Source organism: Gimesia alba (genome assembly GCF_007744675.1).
In the GTDB taxonomy this organism is placed as follows: Bacteria; Planctomycetota; Planctomycetia; order Planctomycetales; family Planctomycetaceae; genus Gimesia; species Gimesia alba.
In genome coordinates, this window is sequence record NZ_CP036269.1 from 1,087,852 (window position 1) to 1,112,047 (window position 24,196).

Sequence of the window (24,196 nt, forward strand, 5' to 3'; positions counted from 1 at the left end):
TTCACCAATTTTATAACTGTTACTTTTGCGTTGTGTTTGCCAGTTTCAAGTCAGGCTCCTACTATCTGTTTTCCCGTGTAAGGTTACGTGATGCTGAAATCATTGGAACTGTTCGGCTTTAAGAGTTTTGCCGACCGGACCATCTTTGAATTTTCGGATGGCATCACTTGCGTTGTCGGGCCCAACGGAAGTGGTAAGAGTAATGTCGTGGACGGTATCAAATGGGTGTTGGGAGACCAGAGCCCGAAGAGCCTGCGCGGCAAAGACATGACCGATGTGATCTTCAACGGTTCGCAGGGACGCAAGCCAAACGCTTACGCCGAAGCCACGCTGACGTTTAATAACAAAGAAGGCTTTCTGGATATTGACGCCGATGAAGTACACATCGGCCGTCGCTTGTGGAAGAACGGCGATTCCGAATATCTGTTGAATCGGAATCCAGTTCGCCTCAAAGATATCCGCGATCTGTTCATGGGGACGGGGGCGGCGACCTCGGCTTACAGTATTATCGAGCAGGGACGCGTTGATCAGATTCTGCAGGCCAATGCCGCGACACGTCGCGTCGTCTTTGAAGAAGCGTCGGGAATCAGCCGTTATAAATCGAGAAAAGTCGACGCCGAACGGAAACTGGAGCGGGTCGGACAGAATATTCTCAGACTGACTGATATTGTTGATGAAGTCGAAGCACAGTTGAACTCAACGCGCAGTCAGGCTTCGAAAGCAGCGAAATATCGTGAAGCTTCGACCGAACTTCGCAAATTGTGGATGGGAATGGCCGCGGATGACTGGCGGCATCTGACTTCTCAGCTCGCCTCTCTACAGGCAACCATCGGCCAGTATCAACAGCGGATTGACGAGTTGAACAACGAGTATCAGACGTACGAAGAAAAGTTGTCTGCCATTGATTCCGAGGTCGCGGAGTTTGATGACCAGCTGCGGTCGGTTGAGAAAAAACTGGCATCGCATCGGGAAGGCATCGCCGGCAATCAGACCGCGATCGAACATCAGCTTGAACGAAAACACGAATTTGAAGCTGAGATCATTCGTTTGCGCAAGCAGCGAATTCTGATGGCGAAGCGCACATCGGAAATCCAGCAGGATTTGCAAGCGGTTGAGAATGAAAAAGTCAGTTCCGAGTCCGAGTTTCAACTGCAACGTGAAAAACTGGAAGAAACGCGTTCGCGGATTGCGATCGTCACGGAAGAACTGAACGCGGCGAATGCACAAATTCAACAAAAACAGCAGCAGGTGCATGACTTGAATAAGGAGTCTCTGGCGCTGGATAATCGGCTGTTTTCGATTCAAACGCAGCTGGAGACATATCACAATTCAACAGACAAAGCGAACGAAAAACGTCTGCAACTGGAAGCCCGGGGCGAGGAAGCTGAGTCTGCCCTGGCGAAATGCGAAGCCCAATTCGAATTAGCGGGCGAGAAAGTCGCTGCGTTTGCACAAAGTCTGTCAGATGTGGATGAAAAACAGCAGAATCTTCTCAGCGAACAGGACCAGAAGACACAACTACTGTCTGACCTGCGAGAAAAGCGGAGTGCCTATCAGGCTCGCAAAAGTGTGCTGGAAGATCTGGAACGACGCCAGGAAGGCATCAGTATCGGCGTCAAGGAAATCTTGAATCGCGCGCAGACGTCAAACTATTCTCCCTGGAATACCATTATCGGGAGCGTGGCTGACCTGCTGGATGTGGACCTGGAGCAGGCGGCACTTCTGGAAGTTGCTTTGGGAAATCGTTCGCAATTATTAGTGATACGCGAATTTGATCCGCTGTATCAGTTCTTGAAAGAAGGTAAGTATTCGATTTCAGGACGCGTCGGTTTTATTACACGGCCCCACAACCAGACGGAAAATGATCAGACAATGTCTGCAGTGAACGGCTTCTCTGTGGATGGCGAGACGGCGCGTACAGAATCATTTTCGGCAGAACAAAACGAAGATTCACTGGATTTATCGGCCGAGCGCGGGGTGATTTACCGGGCTGACAAGTTAGTCAAGCCGACGCCTGAAAATCAGGCACTGGCAGAACTGCTGCTGGCGGATACCTGGATTGTAGATTCCCTGGAAACCGCCGTGAATTTGTCTCGAACCACAGGACAGCAATGCCGTTTTGTCACACTACAGGGAGAGCTGATTGAAGAAAATCAGTCGGTGTTTGTAGGGGCAATCGGCGGAGAGTCTGCGATTTTCACGCGGAAGAGCGAATTGCGAAAGCTGAAAAATGATCTGATCAGAATCGATCGGACCTTAAACGAGAATGAATCCGCGCTGGAAAAACTGGATGCCTTGTTATCAACGGTCGATGAAGAACGGAGCGTCTGCCAGGAGCAGATGCAAATTGCCTCCGAAGCACTCTCTACAGAGAAGGCTGCCAAGGTTGCCGCAGAGCATAAACGGGAGCAGTTAAACGAAGAATTAGCAACCGTCAGAAACGACCTGCAGGATCTGGAGCTGCACGCTCAGAAATTGCAGACCGAATCGGCGACAGTATTAGTGGAGAAACAGGAGACAGAAACCAGACTGGAAGCGCTGCAGTCAGAGATTGAGCAGGACGAATCGATCTTGCTCAACAAGCAGTGCGAAGTGCAGGAAATGAAAGAGCAGCAAAACGCCCGCCAGTTGGAACTGGCGACGCACGAAGAGCGTTTAACCGGCCTGACACAGCGTTTTGGCCGGTTGAAGCTGGAATTCGAACAGCGCGAGCAGCAGCAGGAAGAATCGAGTCGGCGTTATGAATTATCGCTGGAAAAAAATTCGCAGATCAAGCTGCACATCTTAAATACACGCGCTGTGCTGGACGAACAGTTTTTGATTCAGGAGACATTTCTGGAGCAAGCCAGAAGCCTGGCAGCCGTGCGTGACGAAAAACGGCAACTCAAAAAACAGTTGAGTGCCGAAGAAGCGGCGCTGCGGAAAGAACGCCGCGAACTGGGGGAAAAAAAACACGAAGAAGAATTCAAAACGCGCGATATCGAGCATCAGATCAGCACACTGGCTGAACGTATTGAGGAAGAGTATCAACTCTCGCTGGAGGAAATTGTCTCCACAGGAGAATCGATTCTGAAACAATACCTCGAGGAACAGGCCGAGGCGGAACAGGAGCAGAGTGAAGCGGAAGTCCAGGCTGAATTGACAGCAGAAGAAAGCGAAACAGTCTCAGAGGATCTTGGATTACTTTCGGAAGACAATTCGGAGCCGGTTGAAATTGAACTGGTTGAAAATGAAGATGCGGACCAGACGGAACCTGGTTTTAATGCCACGCTCTATCTTGAGATTCGCCCCGAGATTGAAGCGCAGGTAAATCGACTGCGACGAAAAATCAAAATGATGGGCAGCGTCAATTCTGACAGTCTGAACGACCTGGATGAGTTGGAATGCCGCTTCGAATATATGAAATCGCAACTGGATGACCTGAACGAAGCGAAATCTTCTCTGGAAGAAATCATTCGCCGCATCAATGCCGAGAGCAAGCGATTATTCTACGATACGTTTGAAGTGATCCGCGGTCATTTTCAGGAAATCTTTCGAAAGCTGTTTGGAGGCGGTGAAGCGGATATTATTCTGGAGGATCCGGATGATGTTCTGGAATGTGGAATTGAAATCGTGGCCCGTCCTCCTGGAAAAGAGTTGCGCGGTTTAACCCTGTTGAGTGGTGGCGAAAAAACCTTAACCGCGGTGGCGCTCTTGATGTCGATCTTCCGCAGCCGGCCCAGCCCGTTCTGTATTCTGGACGAAGTTGATGCGGCGCTGGACGAAGCGAATGTCGAACGTTATGCCGGGCTGATTGATGATTTCAAAGAAACGACACAGTTCATTATGATCACGCATAATAAGCGTTCGATGACTGTCGGAAATGTGTTGTATGGCGTTACAATGGAGCAGTCAGGAGTTTCGAAACGGATGTCGGTGCGGTTTGATGACATCAGCGAAGACGGAAACTTCAAACAGTCGGCGTCTGCCGATGAGTCGGACAGCTCTTCCGAAGCCGCTTAGATAGTGTTTCTTAATTCTAATGCCTCTTTGCATATGGAAGGAACCGGGGCTAACGCCCTTCGGCTAATAAGTCATTCCGGCTGGCAAAGTCGCTAAAAACAAGATCAGCCGCACGGCGTTAGCCGCGGTTTAGGCCGAACTCGGTGAGGTTACATTCATGAGAATCACACTCAAAACCAATAAATAAACGCAACCTGGCCGCAGCTTGATTCTGCGGTGGTGAAGCTCCTGTTGACGACCCTATTTCAGCGATCCGATTGAGGTACCCCATGTCTGATTTGACCCATTTTGATGAAGAAGGCGCCAGCCGCATGGTGGATGTGGGGGGCAAAGAAATCACTGCGCGACTGGCGGTTGCGGAGTCCTTTGTCACGATGAAAGCGGAAACCCGCAAGCTGATTCTGGATCGTGCGATCTCGAAAGGGGATGTGCTGGAAATCGCCCGGATTGCCGGCATCATGGCAACAAAAAAAACATCCGAATTGATTCCCCTGTGTCATCCACTCAGTATTAATAGTGTGCGTCTCGATTTTGAACCGCTGGATGAAACGAGATTTCGAATCGAAGCCACAGTCAAAGTCGATGGCAAGACCGGCGTGGAGATGGAAGCGCTGACCGCTGTCAGTGTGGCTGCCTTGACGATTTATGATATGTGTAAAGCCGTCGATCGGGGAATGAGTCTGGGTCCCACTCAGCTCGTCGAAAAATCAGGCGGAAAAAGCGGGCATTATCTCAGAAAATCAGACTGATTTTTGAGCATCGGGGCGATTACCCGATTCGATTTCCAATCGAGAACCGCTGATTTGTTCGGGTAATGCCGGAAAGATGAATTTCGCTCGATGAAATCATACACGGAAGCCCTGTTTGCATTCCTATCTGTGAGGAGAATGCTTACAATGGCTCCGCATACTGATCTGAAATGAGGGGTCATATGTTCCGTGTTTAATCATAACCGACCGCCAGACAAAAAGCTGGAAAATCGATTCGATATTGTGGTGAGGCTGTAATGGGGGACCATCTTACGACACATGACCTGTTGGCACGTGTCGAAGAGTTAATTGGCGGTGAGCTGGAACAGGCAGAACGTGTTTTTTTGAGCGAAGTCAGCTCGAAACACCCTTATGTTCATGATGTTTTGCAGCATATTACCCGTTTTCAGGGAAAACGGCTGCGTCCCATTCTGTTGCTGCTTTCCGCTGCAGCCACGGGGGGCATCAAAGAGAGTCACTATGTACTGGCCTCTGTTGTTGAGATGATTCATCTGGCCACGCTGGTGCATGATGATGTTCTGGATGACGCGCTCATCCGCCGTCATGTTGCGACTGTCAACTCACGCTGGAATAATGAAACCAGTGTTCTGGTCGGAGACTTTTTATTCACACACGCTTTTCATTTGAGTGCCAGTCTGGGTGATGCCCGCGCCTGCCGTCTGATTGGTCGTGCCACGAATCTGGTTTGTGAAGGCGAACTGGCCCAGATCTATGAGCGGGGAAATCTGAGTCTTTCCGAAGAGCAGTACCTGCAGATCATCAATGGGAAAACAGCCGAGTTGTGTGCCATCAGTACTGAGCTCGGAGCCCTGTATGCGGACGCGGATGAGCAAATTGTCGAAGCCCTGGAAGATTATGGTCGTGCGCTTGGCGTGGCTTTCCAGATTACCGACGATTTGCTGGATTTGCTGGGCGATGAAGCACAAATGGGAAAATCGCTGGGTTCCGATCTGCAAAAAGAGAAACTGACTCTGCCTTTGATTCGGTTGCTGGATCAAAGCAGTCCGGAGGACCAGGCTACGATTCAGGAAATCCTGTCACAGCCAGATCAAGAGACCAAATCACGTCTGGCTCAATTCATTAAAAACAGTGATGCCATCGAGTACGCCGCGAATCGGGCGCGTGACTTCGCAAAACAGGCCCGGGAATCGCTCAAATTTTGTCCCCCATCACCGGCCAGACAGATTCTTGAGGAACTGACAGAATTTGCGATCCAGAGAACGATCTAATATGATACAGGAAGCGTGCGAACAGAGGTTGGCATGCTGCGGTCGTGGTGAGAAGGGCGTCTCTTAATATAATGCTGCTATTTATCGGGTAAAAGAGGCCAGAGAACATTGTTTAGCAATCCAATATTCATTCGGGAAGCATTGACTTCACCCCGCCAGATTCGCCACTACCTGATTCGTTCCGGTTATGTTGCTGCGATCTTTATTTTGATCTTCACCGCCGGCCAAACGATTCTGGGGACTCAACAGATCCAGACCACCACGATCGGAGAATTTGCCCGTCTGGGGAATCTGATCTTTCAGATGATTGCCTTCCTGCAACTGCTGCTGGTCCTGTTTTTTACGCTTTTGTTTTCCGCGGGCAGTATCGCTCAGGAAAAAGACCGCGGTACTTTGATCCTGCTCTTAATGACCGAGCTCAAAGACCGTGAGTTGGTCAGCGGCAAAACCCAGTCCAGTCTGCTGGTGGTTTACGTGCTGCTGGCTGCTTCGATTCCGGTGTTTGTATTTCTCTACCTGCTGGGGGGAATTGAATTATCCCAGATTCTCTGGATGGAACTTTTATGTCTGATGACTGTTTTTGCGACGGGGAGCTGGGCTGGTCTGGTGGCATTCTGGCGCGAAAAAACATTTCAGACGCTGGCGATCAGTGTATTGGGAATGGTGGTTTTTCTGGGAGTGGTCGAGCTGATCGTGAGTCTGCTGGGAGCACAGTCAGCGGTGCGGCCCTGGATTGCAGGCCTGGACCCGTTTCGTACCTTGTATGAAATCTTAAACCCGCTCTCATTGAATACGGGATTGCAACCCGTTTCAATCAGCGCCTGGCCTTCCTTGATCAGTCTGTTTGTGCTGGGGATCGCTCTCAAAGCGTATACGGTTCTCAGACTGCGGGTCTGGAATCCCTCACGCTCTGTCTATAAAGCGACGCCCAAGGAAGAAAACGAAGAAGAAGTCATCACGAAAGAGCAGGCGCGAACCATCTGGCCCAATCCTGTGATCTGGCGCGAGATCATGACCAAGGCTTACGGGCGAAAGATCTTTGTGATCAAGCTGGCCTATTTTCTGCTGGCCGGTTTCACGCTTTGGGCCGCCGTCACGTCGGACGCGGTCGCTGAAGGGACATTGTATTTAGGCGTGATTCCTCCCCAGGGGCTGGCTTTTGCAGGGATTGCCTGGCTGAGCCTGGTGCTGGCAAACACGCAGGCCGTGACGTCCATCACATCAGAAAAAGACAGCAAAACGCTGGAACTGTTATTAGTAACCGATATTTCTGCCAGGGAATTTGTACTCGGAAAATTAGGGGGCATTTTCTATAACAGTAAAGAAGTGATTTTGATCCCGATTTTGATTCTGTTGTATCTGGTCAGCCAGGGCGTTTTTTCCACAGAAGGCTTTCTCTGTGCTCTGATTGGTTTCATCGCCCTGATGATATTTGCCGTCGTGCTAGGTCTGCATATGGGGCTGACCTATGACAATAGCCGTTCGGCGATCGGAGGCAGTTTGGGCACGATGTTTTTCCTGTTTATCGGGATTGGCATTTTCATGATTCTGCTGGTGCAGGCACGATCTTCATTTGCACTCCAACTGCAAAGCTTTCTGGTGTTTATCGTCGTGGGGAGTGCGGCCCTGCATTCGGCTTTGACGCATCGTAATCCCTCGCGGGCGCTGGCGATTTCGGCCTGGTTACTCCCGTTTCTGACCTTTTATGCGATTACATCGTTTTTACTGGGAGGAACTCTGGGAGTTTTGATTACGATTCTGTTTGCGTATGGGCTTCCTGTGCTTGCTATGTATATTCCGGCAGTATCCGAGTTTGATGTTGCTCTGGGAAAAACCACTTTTGATAAAGGATAGAGTGGCGGCCCCGATTCATGATGATCGCATTTATTGATTCCGTCGCAATTTGGTTTCCAGGATCACTGGCGTTATTCGCTTTGATTTGTGCTTCCGGTTTCTTTTCAGGGAGCGAGACGGCCATCTTTTATCTTTCGCGGGGAGAGCTCCGGCAGTTCAGTAAAGGCAAACCCAGCGAACAAATTGTGGCGGCACTGGCCGCGGATGCAGACCGGTTACTGACGGCGGTTCTGTTCTGGAACCTGTTAATCAATCTGTCTTATTTCGCAGTCGCAGGGGTGATCGCCAAAAAGTTGGCCGATGCCGGGATGACCGCGGGCGCCGGCTTTTTTACCGTTGGGAGCCTGCTGGCGATTATCCTGTTCGGCGAAGTGCTCCCGAAGAGTCTCTCGATTGTCTTCCGTCGAAAAATTGCAATCATGGTGAGTTGGCCGCTGGCGGTTTCGGTGCGGGTTCTGGATCCGGTGATTCCGTTGCTGCAAAATATCAGTCGCATGATGCGGCGGACATTCTGGCCGCAGATTCAGAAAGAATCGTATTTGCATTCGGAAGACCTCGAACGGGCCGTGGATGCGTCGGGTGCCAGTGAAGAGGTAATTCGTCACGAACGACAGATTCTGCATAACATTCTGGATCTTTCCGAAATGCTGGTGGAAGAGGCAATGCGTCCCCGGGGGACCTATCTCACGTTTAATATGCCTTTAAAGCTGGAAGATCTGACGAAAATTACCCCGAATACTGATTACATCATCTTGCGTAAACGTGAGAACGATTCAGATGAAATCGACCGGATTATCTCGCTGACGGAATTATCTTCGTTTTCCGAAAAAACGTTGAATCAAAAATCGAAGCGGGTGATTCATGTTCCCTGGTGTGCGAATCTGTCTGATGTCTTTTCCCGATTCCAGCTGGAAGACTGCCAGTTTGCTTCTGTGGTGGATGAATATGGTGAGACGATCGGCATTGTCTCGCACGATGATATCATTGATACCATCCTTTCGCCTGAACCAAGCCGGGCCAAACGCATCTTGCGACGGGAGCCGGTTCGCGAAGTGGAACCCGGCGTCTATCATGTCGAGGGGATCACAACGCTCCGCTATCTGTGCCGCAAATTGCAGCAGGATTATGAAATTGCAGATGACGGCTTATTAACGGTCTCCGGGATGTTCCATGAAAAGCTGGAACACATTCCTGAAGTGGGGGACGTCTGCGACTGGCAGGGCTTTCAGTTGAAAGTCATCGAAGTTCGCAAGCTGGGGCACTTGATTGCAGAGCTTCGCAAGATGGAGCCGACGGACGAAGTGCCGGCCGATGAAGAGTAATTCAGCAGATCGATGTTGAGACTGTATCAGCTATCTGCGCCGCTGTGAGAGCAGGGTGTTAAACAGGCTTTCTGCCGTCTCGAAGACTTTGACATTTGCGGCAATCTGGTGCTTGAGCAGCGGGAGTTCTGCGATGCCGCTATCGATCAGCGGGCTGCTTTCTCCGGTTTCGCTTTCAATTCCGTACGAGACATTCTCTGCAATTTCAGCGACGCGTTGACTGGTGCGGTCAATGCTGGAGAGCGCCGTATTCATTGCAGAAGTGACAGAAGAAATTGCCATAAGAGGCTCCGGAGACTGAATCGTATCATAGCTGTTGAACAGAATCAGGTAGGCTGCAGGGAAAACCATTCAATGCATGATCGCTTTCCCTCTTAACTATATACCATATCATCGGAACTCTGGTCGGCAGGAATCAGAACGGGGCGCCGCACAAACAGGCAGACACGAAAATCATTCAGACCATGGCGATTGTGCCGGTTATGGGGAGTGTCGCGATCAAAACGAATTTACTTCTTCCACATCCCGGACATCAGATAAAAGGCGATGATGGGGACGGCGAGTGTGGTCAGCATGAAATGCCAGGGCCACGTCTGTGGGAAGACAAAGTTTTTCAGAACAAACTGGTCGATTAAGATCGCACCACAAAATGCCCAGCCGCTGAAAATGAAAGCGAGCATTTTCTTTTCTTTCAGCTCTTCAGGGGAAAGCTGGGCAGGACCGCGGGCTGGTTTCTTTTTCTCGACTTTTTTAGCAGGTTTGGTCTCTTTTTTCGATTTGGTTTTTGTGGAAACTTCTTCAGAAGGATCTTCTTCAACCTCTTCTGCAGCCGCATAAAATTGTTTGATTCCGGTATTGATAGAGCGGGGCATGGCCAGCACCCAACGGGAAGGAACCTGATATCGCATGCGCAGGTCGTCTTCCAATTCATGCGTCGGTTGATCTGCACAGGCGACTAGCAGGACATCGTCATCAATGAAGAGAGGCAGAATCGTATTGCGTTTGGCCACGTGTTCCGGAAGCTGAAGTAGAATACTGTGGTCAGGTACCGTTTCTTCCAGATCGATATAAGGCATCCCCTTAGAACGGGCCATGGCCTGAGTCGCCGTTTCCGCATTGACGAATCGCATTTGGACGGCGGCATCTCTCATGGACAATCCACGCTGATCCGCAAATTGCTTCAATTCCGCAGCCTGATCTTTTGTGATATGTCCCTGTTCTACCAGGATCTGTTCGACTGATTGCGGGCCGGTCTGTTCATCCTCGTCGAACTCTCGCCCCAGGCTTTCATCGTATTCTCGTTTTCGTTCCGGATCGGTTAAACAGAGCATGGCTTTCGCCAGTTCGTTTAACAGCTCTTGAGACTCATTCGAGTATTTTCCGGACGCATACTTGCGAACATGCGCGTTTAATTTTTTATAATGTGCTCGAATCTTTTCTTCATCGTCTTCGAATTTGACCAATCGCAGTAAGTCATAATGATGTGGAGGGCGATCCCCTTCCGGAATTCCCAGCCAATCCTTGTAGACATCTATTGCCACCTCAGAGGACTCCTTGCTCTTAGATCAAAAACGACGTGTTCGATATCAGTTAGACATTACAAATAACAAGCATTTAGAAAGATCAGGTATAGCGTCTGGTCCATGATCCAACGGGACCTTACTCGACCACGTAGTCCTTCGCCAGAACTTCGAAGCGGTCGATGCCTTCGGTATCCAGCCCGGAATCACGGACGATTTCAGTTGCCGATTCGTTATTGCCTGTCAATTCCCGTGCGGAAGCATGGATTCGACCATTGGCATCGTAACGATAGGTGACTTCCACAGGCGATCCCTTGGGCAAATTCGCAGGCAAGTTGAAAATCCGGAAATCGCCGATCGTCGAACAGGCATCCGGATCACTGGCTTCCCCTTCCAGAATGACCACATGAATCCGCTGCTGATTGTCTGAAGTTGTCACAAATTTCTGACTGACACTGGCAGGGATCTCTGTGTTTCGCTTGATCATAATATGATTGATCTTGCGTGTGCGGTCATTGGGGTCGGTAATTTTCACACCCAGAGAGTGCGAGTTCACATCAGCTGTATTGACGCTGCGCAAACGCTTGATCACGGCTTGAGCCATGCGGCTTTCGCCACCCGTTGCCCGGGCTTCCAGAATCGCTGCATGAATCGCCGCACCCTGTGCCACTGCTTCTTCGGGGTTCATTGTACGAGAAGGTTCGCTGCCGCAAACTTTTTTCAACATCTCTTCGACCACAGGCATCAATGTTGAACCACCGACCAGCACGACATCATCGAGCTGACCTTTTTCCACGCCCGCCTGTTGCATCACCAGTTCGGTCGTGTCACGTGTTCGTTGCAGCAAGTCGGCTGTCATACGTTCGAAATCGCCACGTGTGAGGGCAACCGTTAAGGTGTTGCCTTTGTGATAAATGGAAACCGGAGTCTGGGCTTTCTGGCTTAACTCGCGTTTGGCGTCTTCACACTCCTGCACACAGGTCCGCATGGCGACGGGATCTTCGCGCGGGTCACTGCCAAATTTCTTTTTAAACTGTTCTGCGACGTGGTCGACGATACGTTGACTCCAGTCGAGCCCCCCCAGCATGACGTCACCGTCAGTCGCGAGCACGCGGAATTGGGTCGGCGAATAACGGACGATCGTCACGTCAAACGTACCACCACCCAGGTCATAAACGAGAATCGTGCGTTCGCCGTTCGGCATCGCGTCGGGGTTACCGAGTTCGTCCCGCTTCCAGGCATAAGCCAGTGTAGCCGCCGTCGGTTCGTTGATGATATCAATCACATTCAAACCGGCGATCCGACCAGCGTCTTGAGTTGCTTTACGACGCACATCATTGAAGTAATAAGGAACGGTAATCACTGCATTCGCGATCGTGCCGATTTCTTTTTCGGCATCCTGCTTCATCTTTTTGAGAATCAGAGCAGAAAGAAATTCCGCGGTCAGCTTCTTTTCCTGATAGACCACATAAAAATGATCGTCGCCCATATGTCGTTTGACGGCTTCGACGATGCGGGTGGGATCGTCTTCAATGGCGGTTCGCTCAAAAGAGGGACCGACAACAACACGGCCTTCCTCTCCCAGTAAAACCACAGAAGGGGTAATCGAACGCCCGTCGGTATTCTTCAAAGAGATGGGCTGACCATCAGTGTCAAGTTGTGCGATTGCTGAGTAGGTTGTTCCTAAATCAATGCCAACAGTATGACCTTCAACAAACTTCATAGTGCTACCTTAATTTCGTTATTCAATCAGGTTCATCATGGAACAGGACGTATGAGTGGAAATGTGAGAAGCGGGAAACAGTTCAAGGGAATTTGCTGCTTGTTTCTTCGCTTTCAGGAATCGAGATTTGTATTACCAGTTACGTTATGTGCTGACTCAATCCACCTATTCTGCCACTGTTATGATGGGGAATCAAGGACTTGATTGGTGGGAAACCAAAAACTGGCAAAGTCTTAATGAAATGAAATACTCTTTTGTGGGCAAAATTTCAGTGCTGCCCTACGCTGCATAATTGACAGATTCCGCTTAATCTGACTAAAGAAATTATATCGGATTCAGAGTCAAAGTACACTCTATAACGAGAATTCAAGTTCGCGATGTATCGCCCTTCGATCGGAAACCCCGTCTACCTGTGAAACCGGAATTCGCGTGAGGGTTGGCTCGCAGCGAGGTTCACTCTACAATCTAGTTCTCAGTCAGATTTTCATTCTCGAAGATTTCTCGCTATGATCGCGAGTCAGGCGAGAGGCATGGAGTCTGTCTGAGAGTGAAAAAACATGATTTTTAAGTAGAAAAACGTAAAAACAACCCCCGCGATTCGCAATACGGAAATGATCACAGGATGAACCAGCCGTCCCCTTCTCTGGATTCCCAGCAGGCCATTGAAATCGCCCGCTCAGCCGTCACCGAAAAACAACTTTCTGAGCCTGCTTTCACCAATTTGCAGCGCTGGCTTACTGAACCTCAGTACGCTCCTTATCAGCCCGCGCTGTTACAGCTGATCGAAGCCGGAGATTTCGGGACGTTGGACACTTATTTTTGGGAAGTGATCCCCTTCGGAACCGGTGGCCGACGCGGTTTGATGAGTGATTTGGGTTCTGCCACAATCAACGAAAGAACAATTGCCGAATCGGCTCATGGACTGGCCGCCTATTACAAAAAAGCCTCCGGTAACGAAACCGGTAAGGCGGCCATAGCCCACGATTCCCGAATCAATTCGAATCGCTTTGCCCGTATCGCCGCGAGTGTGATTGCTGCTCACGGCTTGACTGTTTACTTTTACAAAACCGCGCGCTCCACGCCGGAGCTTTCTTTCGCGGTCCGACATCTTGGCTGTGATGTGGGGGCGATGATCACGGCTTCTCATAACCCCCCCTCGGATAACGGCTTTAAAGCTTACTGGTCTACCGGAGGTCAAGTGCTGCCGCCACACGATCAGGGCATTATTGATGAAGTGTATCAGGCAACCGAGATTCCGATGCTGGACTTTGATCAGGCGGTCGAGCAGGGATTGATCAAGTATATCGACGAAGAGGTCGCCGGTGAATATCGCAGTTCGGTCATCGCACAGAGTCATTCGACGAACCGCGATCTGAGTGGACTGTTTTCCCCCCTGCATGGAGTGGGAGAAACGTCTGTGTTTGCAGTGCTGCAGCAGGTCGGATTTACCGGGATCAAGCGGTTTGAGCCCCAGTGTGAGCAGAACGGGAACTTCCCCAATGTGCCCGATCAACTTCCCAACCCGGAACGTACGGAAGTTTACCAGCCCGCGATTGCGCTGGGTCAAGAGACCGGAGCCGACATCATCCTGGCCAGCGATCCGGATGCCGACCGATTGGGAGTTTGTGCCCGCAACGAATCAGGGGAATTCGTGCATCTCACGGGGAATCAGATTGGTGCTTTACTGGCCGATTATGTACTCGGCAAGCGTAAAGAGGCGGGCACGCTGACGCCGGATCATTTTGTGGTTGAGACGATTGTGACGACGCCGCTCATCGCCGCCATTTCTCGCGCAGCGGATGTGCGGATCATCAATAATCTGCTGGTCGGGTTCAAATACATTGCGGAAACGATGGATGAAGAGGGCCCTGACAAATTTGTATTTGGTACGGAAGAATCTCTGGGATATCTGGCAGGTGAATACTGCCGGGACAAAGATGCTGCTGTTGCAGCGCTGTGGGTCAGTGAACTGGCAGCGGAGCTGAAAAGTGAAGGGAAAACACTGCTCAATCGTTTGAATGAACTGTATGTCGAGCATGGCTACCATCTGGAAGGACAGGTTTCCAAGACCTGTAAAGGGTCGTCGGGTAATGAACAGATCAAGCAGTTGATGAAAGCATTTCGTCAGACACCCCCTCAAAATATGGGAAATCTCACATTTACGCTGGTCAGGGACTATCAAAACCTTGAAATTCGCGCATTACCCGAAAATAGCCCGTCCGAGACCTTTTCTAAACCTCAGGGAAATGTTCTGATGTTTGAAGCACAGGCAGAGGGGGCACCTCTGACTGTACAACTGGGAGTGCGACCATCAGGCACGGAGCCCAAGATTAAGTTCTATTACTTTGCACAGGCTGAGGTGTCGGATCCGGCCCAACTGGAGGAAAACAAAAGTGGGGTGCAGTCGACGATTGAAGGCTTTAAACAGTCTTTGATGGATTGGATTGATCAAACCCTGGAAACCAGTTAATTTCGCTTCTCAGTCACAACTCGTCTAAAAATTCGGCGGAATCAAGAATCTTTCGATTGTGTCGCGTTGGTACGAACCTACAATTATAAACATGATTAACATAAATTCTGTGACAAGGGAATTCGTCACAAGTTCCTCACAGAAATGAACTTCACATGAAAGCAGCAAACGAATCTGCCAGACCGCGAGTAAAGCAGTCTTCTTTTTGTCTGCTCCCACCTACTTTGAGATCATCATCAGTGATTTTTAATTGAATCTAGTTTTATCAGTTTTCAGGCAGCATCATGACGAAACAGCGTATCGGGATTTGGATCATCGGAGCATGGGGTGGCGTTTCAACGACAGCAGCTATCGGACTGTTATCGCTTCAGAAAGGGCTCACGGGGACCAGCGGTCTCGTTTCAGAACATCCTTACTTTGAAAAGTTGGATCTGGTGGGCTGGGATCAAGTCGTTATCGGCGGACATGAAATCCGCGAGACTTCGTTTGTGGAAGCAGCCAGGCACTTCAGTGAAACATCGGGTGTCTTTCACCCCGCTTTGTTACAGGCAGTGGAGCCGGAACTCAACGAGTTCGATAATAATGTCAAACCAGGAACGCTGATTCATGTCGGCGATACGATTCGTTCGTTAGCCGGTGATTCCGTCAAGCAGTATGATCAGGAATCGCTGCAGGATACGCTGGCACGGCTTTCCGCAGACATGACCGAATTCCAGAAGCAGCATGATCTGGCGCACGTGGTGGTCGTCAATCTGGCCTCGACCGAACCTCCGGTTGAAGAATCGGCCAAGGCACTGACGCTGGCTGAGTTGAAAGAAAAACTCGCATCGGCAGAGACGTCGCCGGTTCCCGCCAGTGCCCTGTATGCGATCGCCGCTATGAACGCCGGCTGCTCGCATCTCAACTTCACCCCGTCCGCGGGGACGGACCTGCCGGCATTGATTGAGCTGGCGGAAGAGAAACAGATCTTACACGGCGGCCGTGACGGCAAAACCGGCGAAACATTGATGAAAAGCGTGCTTGCACCGATGTTTGCACATCGCAATCTGAATGTGATGAGCTGGGTCGGGCATAACATTTTCGGGAACCTGGATGGGAAAGTCCTCGATGATCCAGTGAATAAATCCAACAAGGTGCATTCCAAAGATCATCTGTTGACGGAAATTCTCGGTTATAAGCCACAGACTCTGGTTTCCATTGAATACATTGAATCCATGGGCGACTGGAAAACGGCCTGGGATCACATTCACTTTAAAGGCTTCCTGGATACAAAAATGTCGCTGCAGTTTACCTGGCAGGGAACGGATTCGGTTCTGGCGGCGCCACTGGTGCTCGATATGGTGCGCTTTACGGAACGCGAATGGCGTCGCGGCAATCGCAGTGGCGTGATGACGCATTTGAGTTCGTTCTTCAAGAGCCCGATGCAGGCCACCACTCCCGAATTTGAGCGTCAGTATCAGCAGCTTGAGGAATGGGCCAACACCGTCTCTGAGGAATAGAATCACCGTCAACATGAAGAAGTGTCTGGCTTACTTTCAATTGATGCGTCTGCCTGCTGTCTTTACAGCGATGTCAGATATCATTCTCGGCTTTTTGTTGACGCACGGTTCGTTCAATCCGCCGGTCTCATTTGCATTACTGCTGGTCGCCTCTGCCGGTCTGTATCTTTCAGGCATGGTGTTCAATGATGTGTTCGACCGGAAAGTCGATGCGGAAGAACGTCCTTCGCGCCCCATTCCTTCAGGACGCATCTCGACTCAAAAGGCAGCCGCCTTAGGCGGCTTGTTGATGCTGGCAGGCGTTGGTGCCGCGCAAACGGTTGGCACACAGAGCCTGATTGTCGCCGGTCTGCTGGTCGTGGCCATACTCGGTTATGACACGATTCTGAAAAAAACGTTTCTGGGCCCGGTGATGATGGGCATCTGTCGTTTTCTGAATGTGATGTTAGGCGCGAGTGCTGTCGCACGCGAAATCAATCTCTGGGTCAAACCGCAACTCCGCATCGCTGCCGCTCTCGGACTGTTTATTCTGGGGCTCACCTGGTTTGCGCGGATGGAAGCCAAACAGAGTCATCGGGGGCATTTGATTGGTGGTATGCTGGTGATCAATGCAGGGCTCGGCGCACTGGTCTGGATGCTGGCGACCTATCCCTGGCCGCAACAGCTTAATCTAACAATGGTCCTGGCGGCGACCGGCGTGGTGATACTGACCATTAATCGTCGTCTGGTTCAGGCCGTTTTAAATCCGATCCCTCAAAATGTACAGATCGCTGTCAAAACGATGCTCACTTCATATGTGATGCTCAACGCGATCATGGTCTTCGTCTGGACCGCGAACCCACAGTACGCCATAATCACTGCAGCGTTACTGCTTCCGACGATTCTGCTCTCACGCTGGATGTCGGTGACCTGATTCAGCGGTTACATGGACGGCTGGAATCCCATGACCTGATAACGGGCCAGCTCCATTGTATCTGTCAGCTTGATTGCACAGATCGCTTCATAAGACAGCATGACTTTCCGTGCGCCCAGCGAATCCGGTTTATCGCGTTCAAACAGCACGACGCCCGTCGAAAGTAAAAAGTTCTGAAACGGGATGGATTCCTGATACGTGGTGACCACGATTCCCGATTTGGGGATGACTTCCGGCCAGTTTTCCAGGATGGAACGCCAACTTTCTGCGCTTTGCATAATCTCTCTCTTTAGTAAGTGGTCGAGAAAAGAACTCATTCACAACGCGAAAGATAGGATTTCAGAATCAATTGGGCAAGAGGAACATTTTCCACCAACGGGATTTTCCTCGGTTTTCAGATTGCGGGACACTCGATATGATTCCACAGGCGTGCGTCGTGCCTGTATCGATCACACGGATGAATTCCTTTCAGAAAACGGCCTTCCTTGAATCATAAACGAGAACCTGCTGCCATCGCATTTGGCGAATTTGTGGCCTTGATGGCTTCGATGCAGTCTCTGGTAGCATTATCGATTGATGCCATGCTGCCTGCACTGACCGAAATTGGTCAGGAACTGGGGGCCAAAGCAGTCAACGACAGCCAGTTGATCGTCACCATTCTGTTTCTGGGGCTGGCGTTCGGGCAGGGCATTTATGGGCCTTTATCTGATACAACGGGGCGAAAGCCGGCTGTGTATCTCGGCTTCAGCCTGTTTCTGGTAGGATGTTGTCTCTCTCTGTTTGCGACGGACCTGACCGTGATGCTCTGCGGCCGCTTCCTGCAGGGACTGGGTCTGGCGGGGCCGCGGTGTGTGATTGTGGCGATTGTCCGTGATCAATATGAAGGTCCTGCGATGGCGCGGGTCATGTCATTTGTGATGACGATCTTTATCTTCGTGCCAGCCATCGCGCCAACGCTGGGGCAAGGCATCTTACTGCTGGCGCACTGGCGGACGATCTTTGCCGCGCTGCTGGGATGCGGCCTGCTGACGCTGACCTGGTTTACATTGCGCCTGCCTGAAACGTTGGCAGTGGAACATCGCATCCCGTTTTCCCTGGGGCGAATTTATCGCGCCATACGTGAAGTCTGTTCGCACCGGGTTTCGCTGGGGTATACGATTTCGCTGGGCTTGATCACGAGTGCCTTCCTGGGATACCTGAGTTCGGCGCAACTCATCTTTCAGAAACAGTACGAACTGGGAACGATGTTTCCGCTTTATTTTGCGATTCTGGCGCTGTGTATCGGCGGGGCCTCATTTGTAAACGGCCGACTGGTAGGACGATTCGGGATGCACCATCTGACGCGCTGGTCCAAACGGATTTCGACCGTCATTTCCATTTTGTTTTTTCTGTATGTGCTCTCCGTCGGCGGGCATCCGCCGCTCTGGGCCATGATGGGGTATATGATGACCATTCTGTTCTGCTTTGGGATCATGTACGGAAATTTGAACGCGCTGGCGATGGAGCCGCTCGGGCATATCGCCGGCGTAGGATCCGCGGTGATGGGGGCGCTGTCCACGTTGATTGCCGTACCCTGCGGCATTTTGATTGGTCACAGTTTTAATGGCACCGTGCTTCCTGTGATTAGCGGGTTTGCGGTCTCGGGCGTGCTGATCATGCTGGTGATGCATTGGGTAGAATCAAAAGCAGAAACCCCTGAGGCAGAAGGAAATGCTAATTAGAACAGGCCATCCGGGACTTTGATCGGATCAACCGGTTAAAATTGGCAGACGTTTATGGTATGGTTCGGAAGTGGCGCAGTTCTCTGATTCGATTTTGCAAAAAGAACAATCGGGTTTGGTGATGGGATATCAATTCAAGCAGCAGGAATCACTGGCGAGCGGTGTCCGACGGATTGCAGGAGAGCAATTGAGTCAGGCGATCCGAGAGTTAAAGAATGCGGAACAGAACCCGCATCAGATGATCCATGAAGTGCGGAAACATTTCAAGAAATTGCGTGGACTAATTCGCCTGGTTCGTTATGGATTAGGCGACGACTATGCACGGCTCAATGTCTGGTATCGGGATGCCGGGCGGCGTCTGTCGCGCGTTAGAGATGCCGAGTCGATGTTGGAATCGCTGCAGAAACTGAAAGCACGTTTTTCCGATCTCGAACAGACTGACCTGTTTTCCGAATTTGAAAATCGATTTCTTGCCCGGAAACAGAAACTAGTGGAAGAATGGATTGATCTGGATCTGGAATTACAAAATCTCGCTCAGCAACTGGAATCGGAACTGGAAGCTGTAGCAAGCTGGAAGATCAAAGGAAAAGCAGCGAAGATCATTCGTGATGGTTTGCAACAGACCTACCAACGGGGTTCAGAAGCATTAGCCACACTGCATCAGAGTCCGAATGATGAGCTGTTTCATGAGTGCCGCAAGCGGAGCAAGTATCATCTGTATCATATGCGGCTCATCAATGCGGTCTGGCCGCCGATGTTGACAGCTCGCATTACAGAGCTTGACCTGCTGAATGATTATCTGGGTGATGATCATGATCTGACGGTGATGACGCAGCTGATCACCGGCGAAGCAGACTCCTTCGGTTCCTCTGCGAATGTGGAGCAACTTCTGTTACTGATCGGTCAACAGAGGCAAACGCTCCAGGCAGCGGCGTTCCAGATGGCGGATCGCATGTTTGCTGAGAAGCCCAAGGCGTTTGCCCGGCGGATGCAGGGCTACTGGAATCTCTGGCGCGATGAGCGCGGCGGCTCATCAGACACGAGTGACAGCAAGTAAAACGGGACGGTTCTTGAATTGCCCCTTCGTTCCGAGTACAGTGATTCCAGCGGTCAGATTTGTAGTTCCATAGTCGCATGGTGCGTTGCAGTGCAGGCTATATCTGAGAGATGAGAAATCAGGGGACCAGCATGGACTCAACAGAGGGCGAAGAAACACCACCAGAGGTACAGTCAGAGGCAGCCACCGGTGCTCACTCGAGCCGTACACCTTTCATTGTGAGAGGGTTGGTTTTCGTACTGCTGATTGTGGTGCTGATCAGCGTCTTTTCCGAGAAATTCTTTCAACCCCAACCCAAAGGGCCAACTCTCAAGGACGACTTACAGAAGTTGGGGCTGGCGTATCACGAATTTCATCGGGTTCGCGAACAATCGCCATCCAGTATGGATGAACTAAAAGACTTTCTGGACAATCCGCCGCCACCCCCGAAAGCGACGGGTATCGTCGCCCCCGATTCCGTCGCCGTGATTGTGTTACCGGACTCCTTAATTGAGATGATTCGAGAGGGGCGTCTGGTTGTTATCTGGCAGGCCGCGTTAACGGATTCCGGTCAGGAAAACGATCAATACCTGCTGGCGTATCCTGCGGATGCCGGTGAAAACGGTGGTTTGGGACTGACGGCCGCGGGGCGAGCTGTGGAATTGACGGCGGAAGAATTCAAGAAGTTTCCGCTGGTGAAAACAGAACAGCCGGACAACAAGGAACCAGAGACAAAACAGGCTGAATCTGAAAAGTCTGAGAAGAACGAGCCAGAAGTAAAAGAGACGCAGGGGAAAGAATAAACGCGACGTTTTATTTTGCTTCCGGAATCCGCAACAGGGAAATCAGCAGTCCGCGTTTTTCTCCCTTGACTTCTGCAATTTCCGGCAGGTGTCCGCAGACCTCGAACCCGAATTTTTTATTCAGGTGTTTTGTGCCCTGATTGTGGTCAAAGTGCATGCCGACCAGGGTCGTAATTCCCAGAGCAGGGCAGGCGTCGATCATTTTCTGTAACAGAAACGATCCCAGTCCCTGCTTCTGATGTGAACTGGCCAGATACAGACTGACTTCCGCCGTCTTGTCATACGCAGGGCGGCCCGCATAGAACGAACTCACATAAATGCAGCCGACAATCTGGCCCGATTCATCCTCAGCCACCCAGATCGGGCGTTTGTCCGGCGAAAACTGCGCAAACCATGCGTGCCGACTTTCCACTGTGATCGGCTTCGTATCAGCGGTCGCAGTGCCGGCGGGAATTGATTGATTATAGATGTCGACGATCGCTGGCAAATCATCAATGGTGGCATCGCGGGTAGTGATCATGGTTGTCTTATCCAACGAAAAACAGGACTTTGTAATCAGGGGTAATTGTTTCGAAGACAAGAAAAGAAGTTGTTTGTATCCAGATTATGCTACAATTGCGACCTGATGACAAAGTATAAAAAGGTATTTAGAAACTTCGGTAGTATATCAAACTGGTGGAATCAACGATTGATTTCAGTAACGGTTCTATTATGGGATAGGCAGATAAATATCATATCAGCAAATTCATCTATTTAGGTAATCATGCGATGAAAATATTCCTAATCTTTGCTTTTGTTTTCGTTCGTATTCTGGGGTCATTGAGTCAGGTAGATGCACAGGAAAAACTTCCCGGGTTAGATACTTCGGGGGTCCGGGTTTCGAATGAAGAAGTTGTGCAATGGATCTATTCCAGGCGGCTGGTACAAAATGATTATAATGCCGTCAGCATGTTCACTGAAGAACCGAAGTTAAGAAAATTTGTGGCTACTGCAGGGCTAGACTCTTTAATCTTGAACTTAGTTCTTAAGGGGGACGTTGATGTCAACAAATTAACGCATAATGGAACAGGTTTGAGTATTGCTCAGATGTGTGCCAAAAAATATCGTTTCAGCCTGCTCGTTGCCATTGCTGCTCACACTAAGCTTAATTTTTCTACAAAGAATCAAAAAGGCCGCCTGGGCTTGTTGCACCGTATCTTCCTCCAGGCACCCTCGGTTGGTTATATCAAGGTGCTAACGAAGCATCTTCAAGATAAATGTGAAATTGTATCCCCCAACCATCAAAACCTGGAGACAATGATTGAGTCAAATATCAGTTTGAGCTCCGAAGACAAAAAGGATGTATCAAAAATTCTGAAGGAACTGATGGAGAAAGGGCTTGTCGTAGAAGAAATATTACCTCCGAAAGCGAACTGATATCAGAGTATGGCTAAACTGAAATCAATGCAGAGACCAATTCACCATTGCGGAAGAGAAAGTAGAACTTCATTTAAATGTGGAAGGGAAGAGATCATTTTGTGATGCAGATGCGACGACAGTTCATTGGCCCCGGTTTTCTCATTGCGGTGAGTATGCTCTTACTCTGTACAAACTGCTCAGAGCAACGACCAGCACCGGTTGATATGGGCTGGTGCCTGTCCGACCATGGAGACAGGATCAGTGGAGGCTTTGAATTGCGAAATGGACGCGTGATCGGAGTCAATTTAGCTGAAATCAGAGATGACACTGATCAATCAAAACTCTTTGCGCTGAGCGATCTGGAATACCTGCGTCTGACGAATCAAGCCTTTCGTGTGATCGGTGCGCAGTCGATTTCAAAACACTTTGCCAGTCTCAAAGATCTTAATATTCGATATGAAATGAATCAGGAGATTGAAAACTCAACTATCACATTCACAGAATATCAGCAACTGTTGACTTTGCCGCAATTAAACAAACTCACGGTTGAGTTATTGCAATTGACTGATGAGAGAACCGCTCCTTCCGAATCATCGGTCAGTCCTGTTGAACACCTGGATCTGGCGTTGAATTTGCAATCTCCGCTTTTGCCGGTATTAGATGGACTCCATCTAAAAACGTTACGTTTGCAACTGCTACGGGAAAGCCGTCCCCTCAATGCAGAAGACCTGAAAAATATCAATCAGCAGGTTGATCTGGAATCGTTTACTTTTTTCGGGCCGAGCCTGGTTTCGTTATCAGGTCCCTCTGACGTACAACCGGCCAAAATCGATTTTTCCAGACTCAAAGGATTGTCCCGGCTGCAGGAACTGTCACTCTGTAATGTTGATTTTGATCCCGCAGGGTTGACGCATCTGCCACAACTCAAACGGCTCAAGATTCGAGAATGTCAGCTAAGAGAGTCTCCGTTCGAGGTTCTGTTTCAGCATCCGACTCTGGAAATATTGATTATTCAGGGTTGTACGAATGAAGATTTGGGGTTGAAACAACCGTTATCAACCGTCGATTCGAAACTGAAACAGATTGACCTGGAAATGGTATCCCTGTCCGAACTGAAAATGTTCGCGAACGTAAACTGTGATTTATACGTCACATTGGGGAGTATGAATTCAGAGCGATGCCTGGAACGTTTTTTCTGTTCGATTGGTCCGTCTGTTCCACAATTGACCGAATTGGAATATAACCAGCTTTCCAAACTGAAAAAGATGTCTGAATTAAAGCTTGTTCATAATCTACCAGGCAGGATTGATCCCGCAGCAATTCTTCGCTTTGCTGCTATTCCATCGTTACATTCACTGGTGGTAAAAGAAACAAATATTGAGGGTGCCCAAGGTAAGTTTCCGCGCATTCAGCGTAATCCGCGTTTGCAGCATCTTGTACTGCTAACTTATCCCGGACCAGCGCCTGGAGTACTCAATCAGCTTTTACATTCTGAGTTACTCAGCCTGTCGATCCGAAACAATAAGTATGCAGAGCGACGCCCGGTCAATCCCTGGGAAGGTCTGGAAGTCGTTCCACTGTCACAGCTTCAGAAACTTGATTTGGCTGATTTTCAATTTCTGCGTGATGCTTCCAGTATACCCGAGCAGTTTCTTCCCCGGTCATTAAAACAGATTTCATTTGAGTATTGTGATCTGGATGCAGACAGTTTGGTACACTTAATCAAGCGAGCGAATCAATTGGAACTATTCCACGCTAATTCATCGGACTTTGTGGAGGATGTCGATCTGCGGATTCTCAACGATTGTTCTGATCTGAAACGAATCGATCTGTTTAATAGTCAAGTTCCTGCAGAAGTTGCTTTTCAACTGAAGGCCAGACATGTTCGTGTGGGTGGGGCGGAGATGTTTTCCTGGTAAAATCTTGCTTAGTTTTG

General features: G+C 50.0%; 19 protein-coding genes. 14 read left to right on the forward strand and 5 right to left on the reverse strand.

The window, feature by feature from the left end; translation table 11 throughout:
* Nucleotides 1–90 precede the first annotated feature (90 nt).
* The 5 genes from Pan241w_RS04155 (at nucleotide 91) to Pan241w_RS04175 (ending at nucleotide 9,177) form a co-directional block, all read left to right on the forward strand.
* A complete protein-coding gene (locus tag Pan241w_RS04155) occupies nucleotides 91–4,002 on the forward strand; it encodes an AAA family ATPase (protein ID WP_145211388.1) in 3,912 nt (1,303 codons plus the stop codon).
* A 269-nt stretch (nucleotides 4,003–4,271) separates the two neighbouring features.
* The gene (gene moaC / locus Pan241w_RS04160; protein ID WP_145211391.1) at nucleotides 4,272–4,751 is read left to right on the forward strand and encodes a cyclic pyranopterin monophosphate synthase MoaC; all 480 of its coding nucleotides are present in this window, start codon (nucleotides 4,272–4,274) and stop codon (nucleotides 4,749–4,751) included.
* 257 nt (nucleotides 4,752–5,008) lie between these two features.
* The gene (locus Pan241w_RS04165) at nucleotides 5,009–6,001 is read left to right on the forward strand and encodes a polyprenyl synthetase family protein (RefSeq protein ID WP_145211394.1); all 993 of its coding nucleotides are present in this window, start codon (nucleotides 5,009–5,011) and stop codon (nucleotides 5,999–6,001) included.
* A gap of 108 nt (nucleotides 6,002–6,109) precedes the next feature.
* Nucleotides 6,110–7,855 (forward strand): ABC transporter permease subunit, encoded by a 1,746-nt coding sequence (locus Pan241w_RS04170; protein ID WP_145211397.1) that lies wholly within the window; start codon nucleotides 6,110–6,112, stop codon nucleotides 7,853–7,855.
* Between the two features lie 17 nt (nucleotides 7,856–7,872).
* Entirely contained in the window at nucleotides 7,873–9,177 is a 1,305-nt protein-coding gene (locus Pan241w_RS04175) for a CNNM domain-containing protein (protein ID WP_145211400.1), read from the forward strand.
* Between the two features lie 30 nt (nucleotides 9,178–9,207).
* On the opposite strand, the gene Pan241w_RS04180 is transcribed toward Pan241w_RS04175, so the two are convergent.
* The 3 genes from Pan241w_RS04180 to Pan241w_RS04190 form a co-directional block, all read right to left on the reverse strand.
* Nucleotides 9,208–9,459 (reverse strand): hypothetical protein, encoded by a 252-nt coding sequence (locus tag Pan241w_RS04180; protein ID WP_145211403.1) that lies wholly within the window; start codon nucleotides 9,457–9,459, stop codon nucleotides 9,208–9,210.
* A gap of 227 nt (nucleotides 9,460–9,686) precedes the next feature.
* Complete coding sequence (locus Pan241w_RS04185; protein ID WP_145211406.1) at nucleotides 9,687–10,718, reverse strand: GspE/PulE/PilB domain-containing protein; 1,032 nt, start codon at nucleotides 10,716–10,718, stop codon at nucleotides 9,687–9,689.
* Between the two features lie 118 nt (nucleotides 10,719–10,836).
* Nucleotides 10,837–12,420, reverse strand: coding sequence for an Hsp70 family protein (locus Pan241w_RS04190; protein WP_145211409.1), 1,584 nt, complete (start codon nucleotides 12,418–12,420; stop codon nucleotides 10,837–10,839).
* A 127-nt stretch (nucleotides 12,421–12,547) separates the two neighbouring features.
* Here Pan241w_RS04190 and Pan241w_RS29260 point away from each other — a divergent pair, with 127 nt between their 5' ends.
* From Pan241w_RS29260 to Pan241w_RS04205, 4 genes are all read left to right on the forward strand, one after another.
* On the forward strand, nucleotides 12,548–12,712 hold the full coding sequence (locus Pan241w_RS29260; RefSeq protein WP_198000318.1) for a hypothetical protein: 165 nt from the start codon (nucleotides 12,548–12,550) through the stop codon (nucleotides 12,710–12,712).
* Between the two features lie 330 nt (nucleotides 12,713–13,042).
* Nucleotides 13,043–14,890, forward strand: a complete 1,848-nt coding sequence (locus Pan241w_RS04195; RefSeq protein ID WP_145211412.1) for a phospho-sugar mutase — start codon at nucleotides 13,043–13,045, stop codon at nucleotides 14,888–14,890.
* A 284-nt stretch (nucleotides 14,891–15,174) separates the two neighbouring features.
* Nucleotides 15,175–16,389 carry an inositol-3-phosphate synthase gene (locus tag Pan241w_RS04200; RefSeq protein WP_145211415.1) on the forward strand — a complete coding sequence of 405 codons (1,215 nt, stop codon included), beginning with the start codon at nucleotides 15,175–15,177 and terminating at the stop codon, nucleotides 16,387–16,389.
* 13 nt (nucleotides 16,390–16,402) lie between these two features.
* The gene (locus Pan241w_RS04205) at nucleotides 16,403–17,302 is read left to right on the forward strand and encodes a UbiA family prenyltransferase (RefSeq protein ID WP_145211418.1); all 900 of its coding nucleotides are present in this window, start codon (nucleotides 16,403–16,405) and stop codon (nucleotides 17,300–17,302) included.
* 8 nt (nucleotides 17,303–17,310) lie between these two features.
* Here Pan241w_RS04205 and Pan241w_RS04210 read toward each other — a convergent pair whose 3' ends face one another.
* Entirely contained in the window at nucleotides 17,311–17,580 is a 270-nt protein-coding gene (locus tag Pan241w_RS04210; protein ID WP_145211421.1) for a hypothetical protein, read from the reverse strand.
* A 207-nt stretch (nucleotides 17,581–17,787) separates the two neighbouring features.
* Here Pan241w_RS04210 and Pan241w_RS04215 point away from each other — a divergent pair, with 207 nt between their 5' ends.
* The 3 genes from Pan241w_RS04215 (at nucleotide 17,788) to Pan241w_RS04225 (ending at nucleotide 20,862) form a co-directional block, all read left to right on the forward strand.
* On the forward strand, nucleotides 17,788–19,023 hold the full coding sequence (locus tag Pan241w_RS04215; RefSeq protein WP_232107349.1) for a multidrug effflux MFS transporter: 1,236 nt from the start codon (nucleotides 17,788–17,790) through the stop codon (nucleotides 19,021–19,023).
* Between the two features lie 121 nt (nucleotides 19,024–19,144).
* Entirely contained in the window at nucleotides 19,145–20,080 is a 936-nt protein-coding gene (locus tag Pan241w_RS04220; protein ID WP_145211424.1) for a CHAD domain-containing protein, read from the forward strand.
* A 131-nt stretch (nucleotides 20,081–20,211) separates the two neighbouring features.
* Entirely contained in the window at nucleotides 20,212–20,862 is a 651-nt protein-coding gene (locus Pan241w_RS04225; protein ID WP_145211427.1) for a hypothetical protein, read from the forward strand.
* 10 nt (nucleotides 20,863–20,872) lie between these two features.
* Here the strand turns inward: Pan241w_RS04225 and Pan241w_RS04230 are convergent, their stop codons facing one another.
* Nucleotides 20,873–21,382 (reverse strand): GNAT family N-acetyltransferase, encoded by a 510-nt coding sequence (locus Pan241w_RS04230; RefSeq protein WP_145211430.1) that lies wholly within the window; start codon nucleotides 21,380–21,382, stop codon nucleotides 20,873–20,875.
* A 248-nt stretch (nucleotides 21,383–21,630) separates the two neighbouring features.
* On the opposite strand from Pan241w_RS04230, the gene Pan241w_RS04235 reads away from it, so the two are divergent.
* Together Pan241w_RS04235 and Pan241w_RS04240 are read left to right on the forward strand one after the other, a co-directional pair.
* Nucleotides 21,631–22,278, forward strand: a complete 648-nt coding sequence (locus Pan241w_RS04235; protein ID WP_145211432.1) for a hypothetical protein — start codon at nucleotides 21,631–21,633, stop codon at nucleotides 22,276–22,278.
* Between the two features lie 104 nt (nucleotides 22,279–22,382).
* Complete coding sequence (locus tag Pan241w_RS04240; protein ID WP_145211435.1) at nucleotides 22,383–24,179, forward strand: hypothetical protein; 1,797 nt, start codon at nucleotides 22,383–22,385, stop codon at nucleotides 24,177–24,179.
* Nucleotides 24,180–24,196: the final 17 nt, after the last annotated feature.

Excerpts from the sequence above, each read along its gene's own strand:
- Pan241w_RS04155 (WP_145211388.1), top strand. The coding sequence starts at position 91 with ATGCTGAAATCATTGGAACTGTTCGGCTTTAAGAGTTTTGCCGACCGG.
- moaC (WP_145211391.1), top strand. The coding sequence starts at position 4,272 with ATGTCTGATTTGACCCATTTTGATGAAGAAGGCGCCAGCCGCATGGTG.
- Pan241w_RS04165 (WP_145211394.1), top strand. The coding sequence starts at position 5,009 with ATGGGGGACCATCTTACGACACATGACCTGTTGGCACGTGTCGAAGAG.
- Pan241w_RS04175 (WP_145211400.1), top strand. The coding sequence starts at position 7,873 with ATGATGATCGCATTTATTGATTCCGTCGCAATTTGGTTTCCAGGATCA.
- Pan241w_RS04180 (WP_145211403.1), bottom strand. The coding sequence starts at position 9,459 with ATGGCAATTTCTTCTGTCACTTCTGCAATGAATACGGCGCTCTCCAGC.
- Pan241w_RS04190 (WP_145211409.1), bottom strand. The coding sequence starts at position 12,420 with ATGAAGTTTGTTGAAGGTCATACTGTTGGCATTGATTTAGGAACAACC.
- Pan241w_RS04195 (WP_145211412.1), top strand. The coding sequence starts at position 13,043 with ATGAACCAGCCGTCCCCTTCTCTGGATTCCCAGCAGGCCATTGAAATC.
- Pan241w_RS04200 (WP_145211415.1), top strand. The coding sequence starts at position 15,175 with ATGACGAAACAGCGTATCGGGATTTGGATCATCGGAGCATGGGGTGGC.
- Pan241w_RS04205 (WP_145211418.1), top strand. The coding sequence starts at position 16,403 with ATGAAGAAGTGTCTGGCTTACTTTCAATTGATGCGTCTGCCTGCTGTC.
- Pan241w_RS04210 (WP_145211421.1), bottom strand. The coding sequence starts at position 17,580 with ATGCAAAGCGCAGAAAGTTGGCGTTCCATCCTGGAAAACTGGCCGGAA.
- Pan241w_RS04220 (WP_145211424.1), top strand. The coding sequence starts at position 19,145 with ATGGGATATCAATTCAAGCAGCAGGAATCACTGGCGAGCGGTGTCCGA.
- Pan241w_RS04225 (WP_145211427.1), top strand. The coding sequence starts at position 20,212 with ATGGACTCAACAGAGGGCGAAGAAACACCACCAGAGGTACAGTCAGAG.
- Pan241w_RS04230 (WP_145211430.1), bottom strand. The coding sequence starts at position 21,382 with ATGATCACTACCCGCGATGCCACCATTGATGATTTGCCAGCGATCGTC.
- Pan241w_RS04235 (WP_145211432.1), top strand. The coding sequence starts at position 21,631 with ATGAAAATATTCCTAATCTTTGCTTTTGTTTTCGTTCGTATTCTGGGG.
- Pan241w_RS04240 (WP_145211435.1), top strand. The coding sequence starts at position 22,383 with ATGCAGATGCGACGACAGTTCATTGGCCCCGGTTTTCTCATTGCGGTG.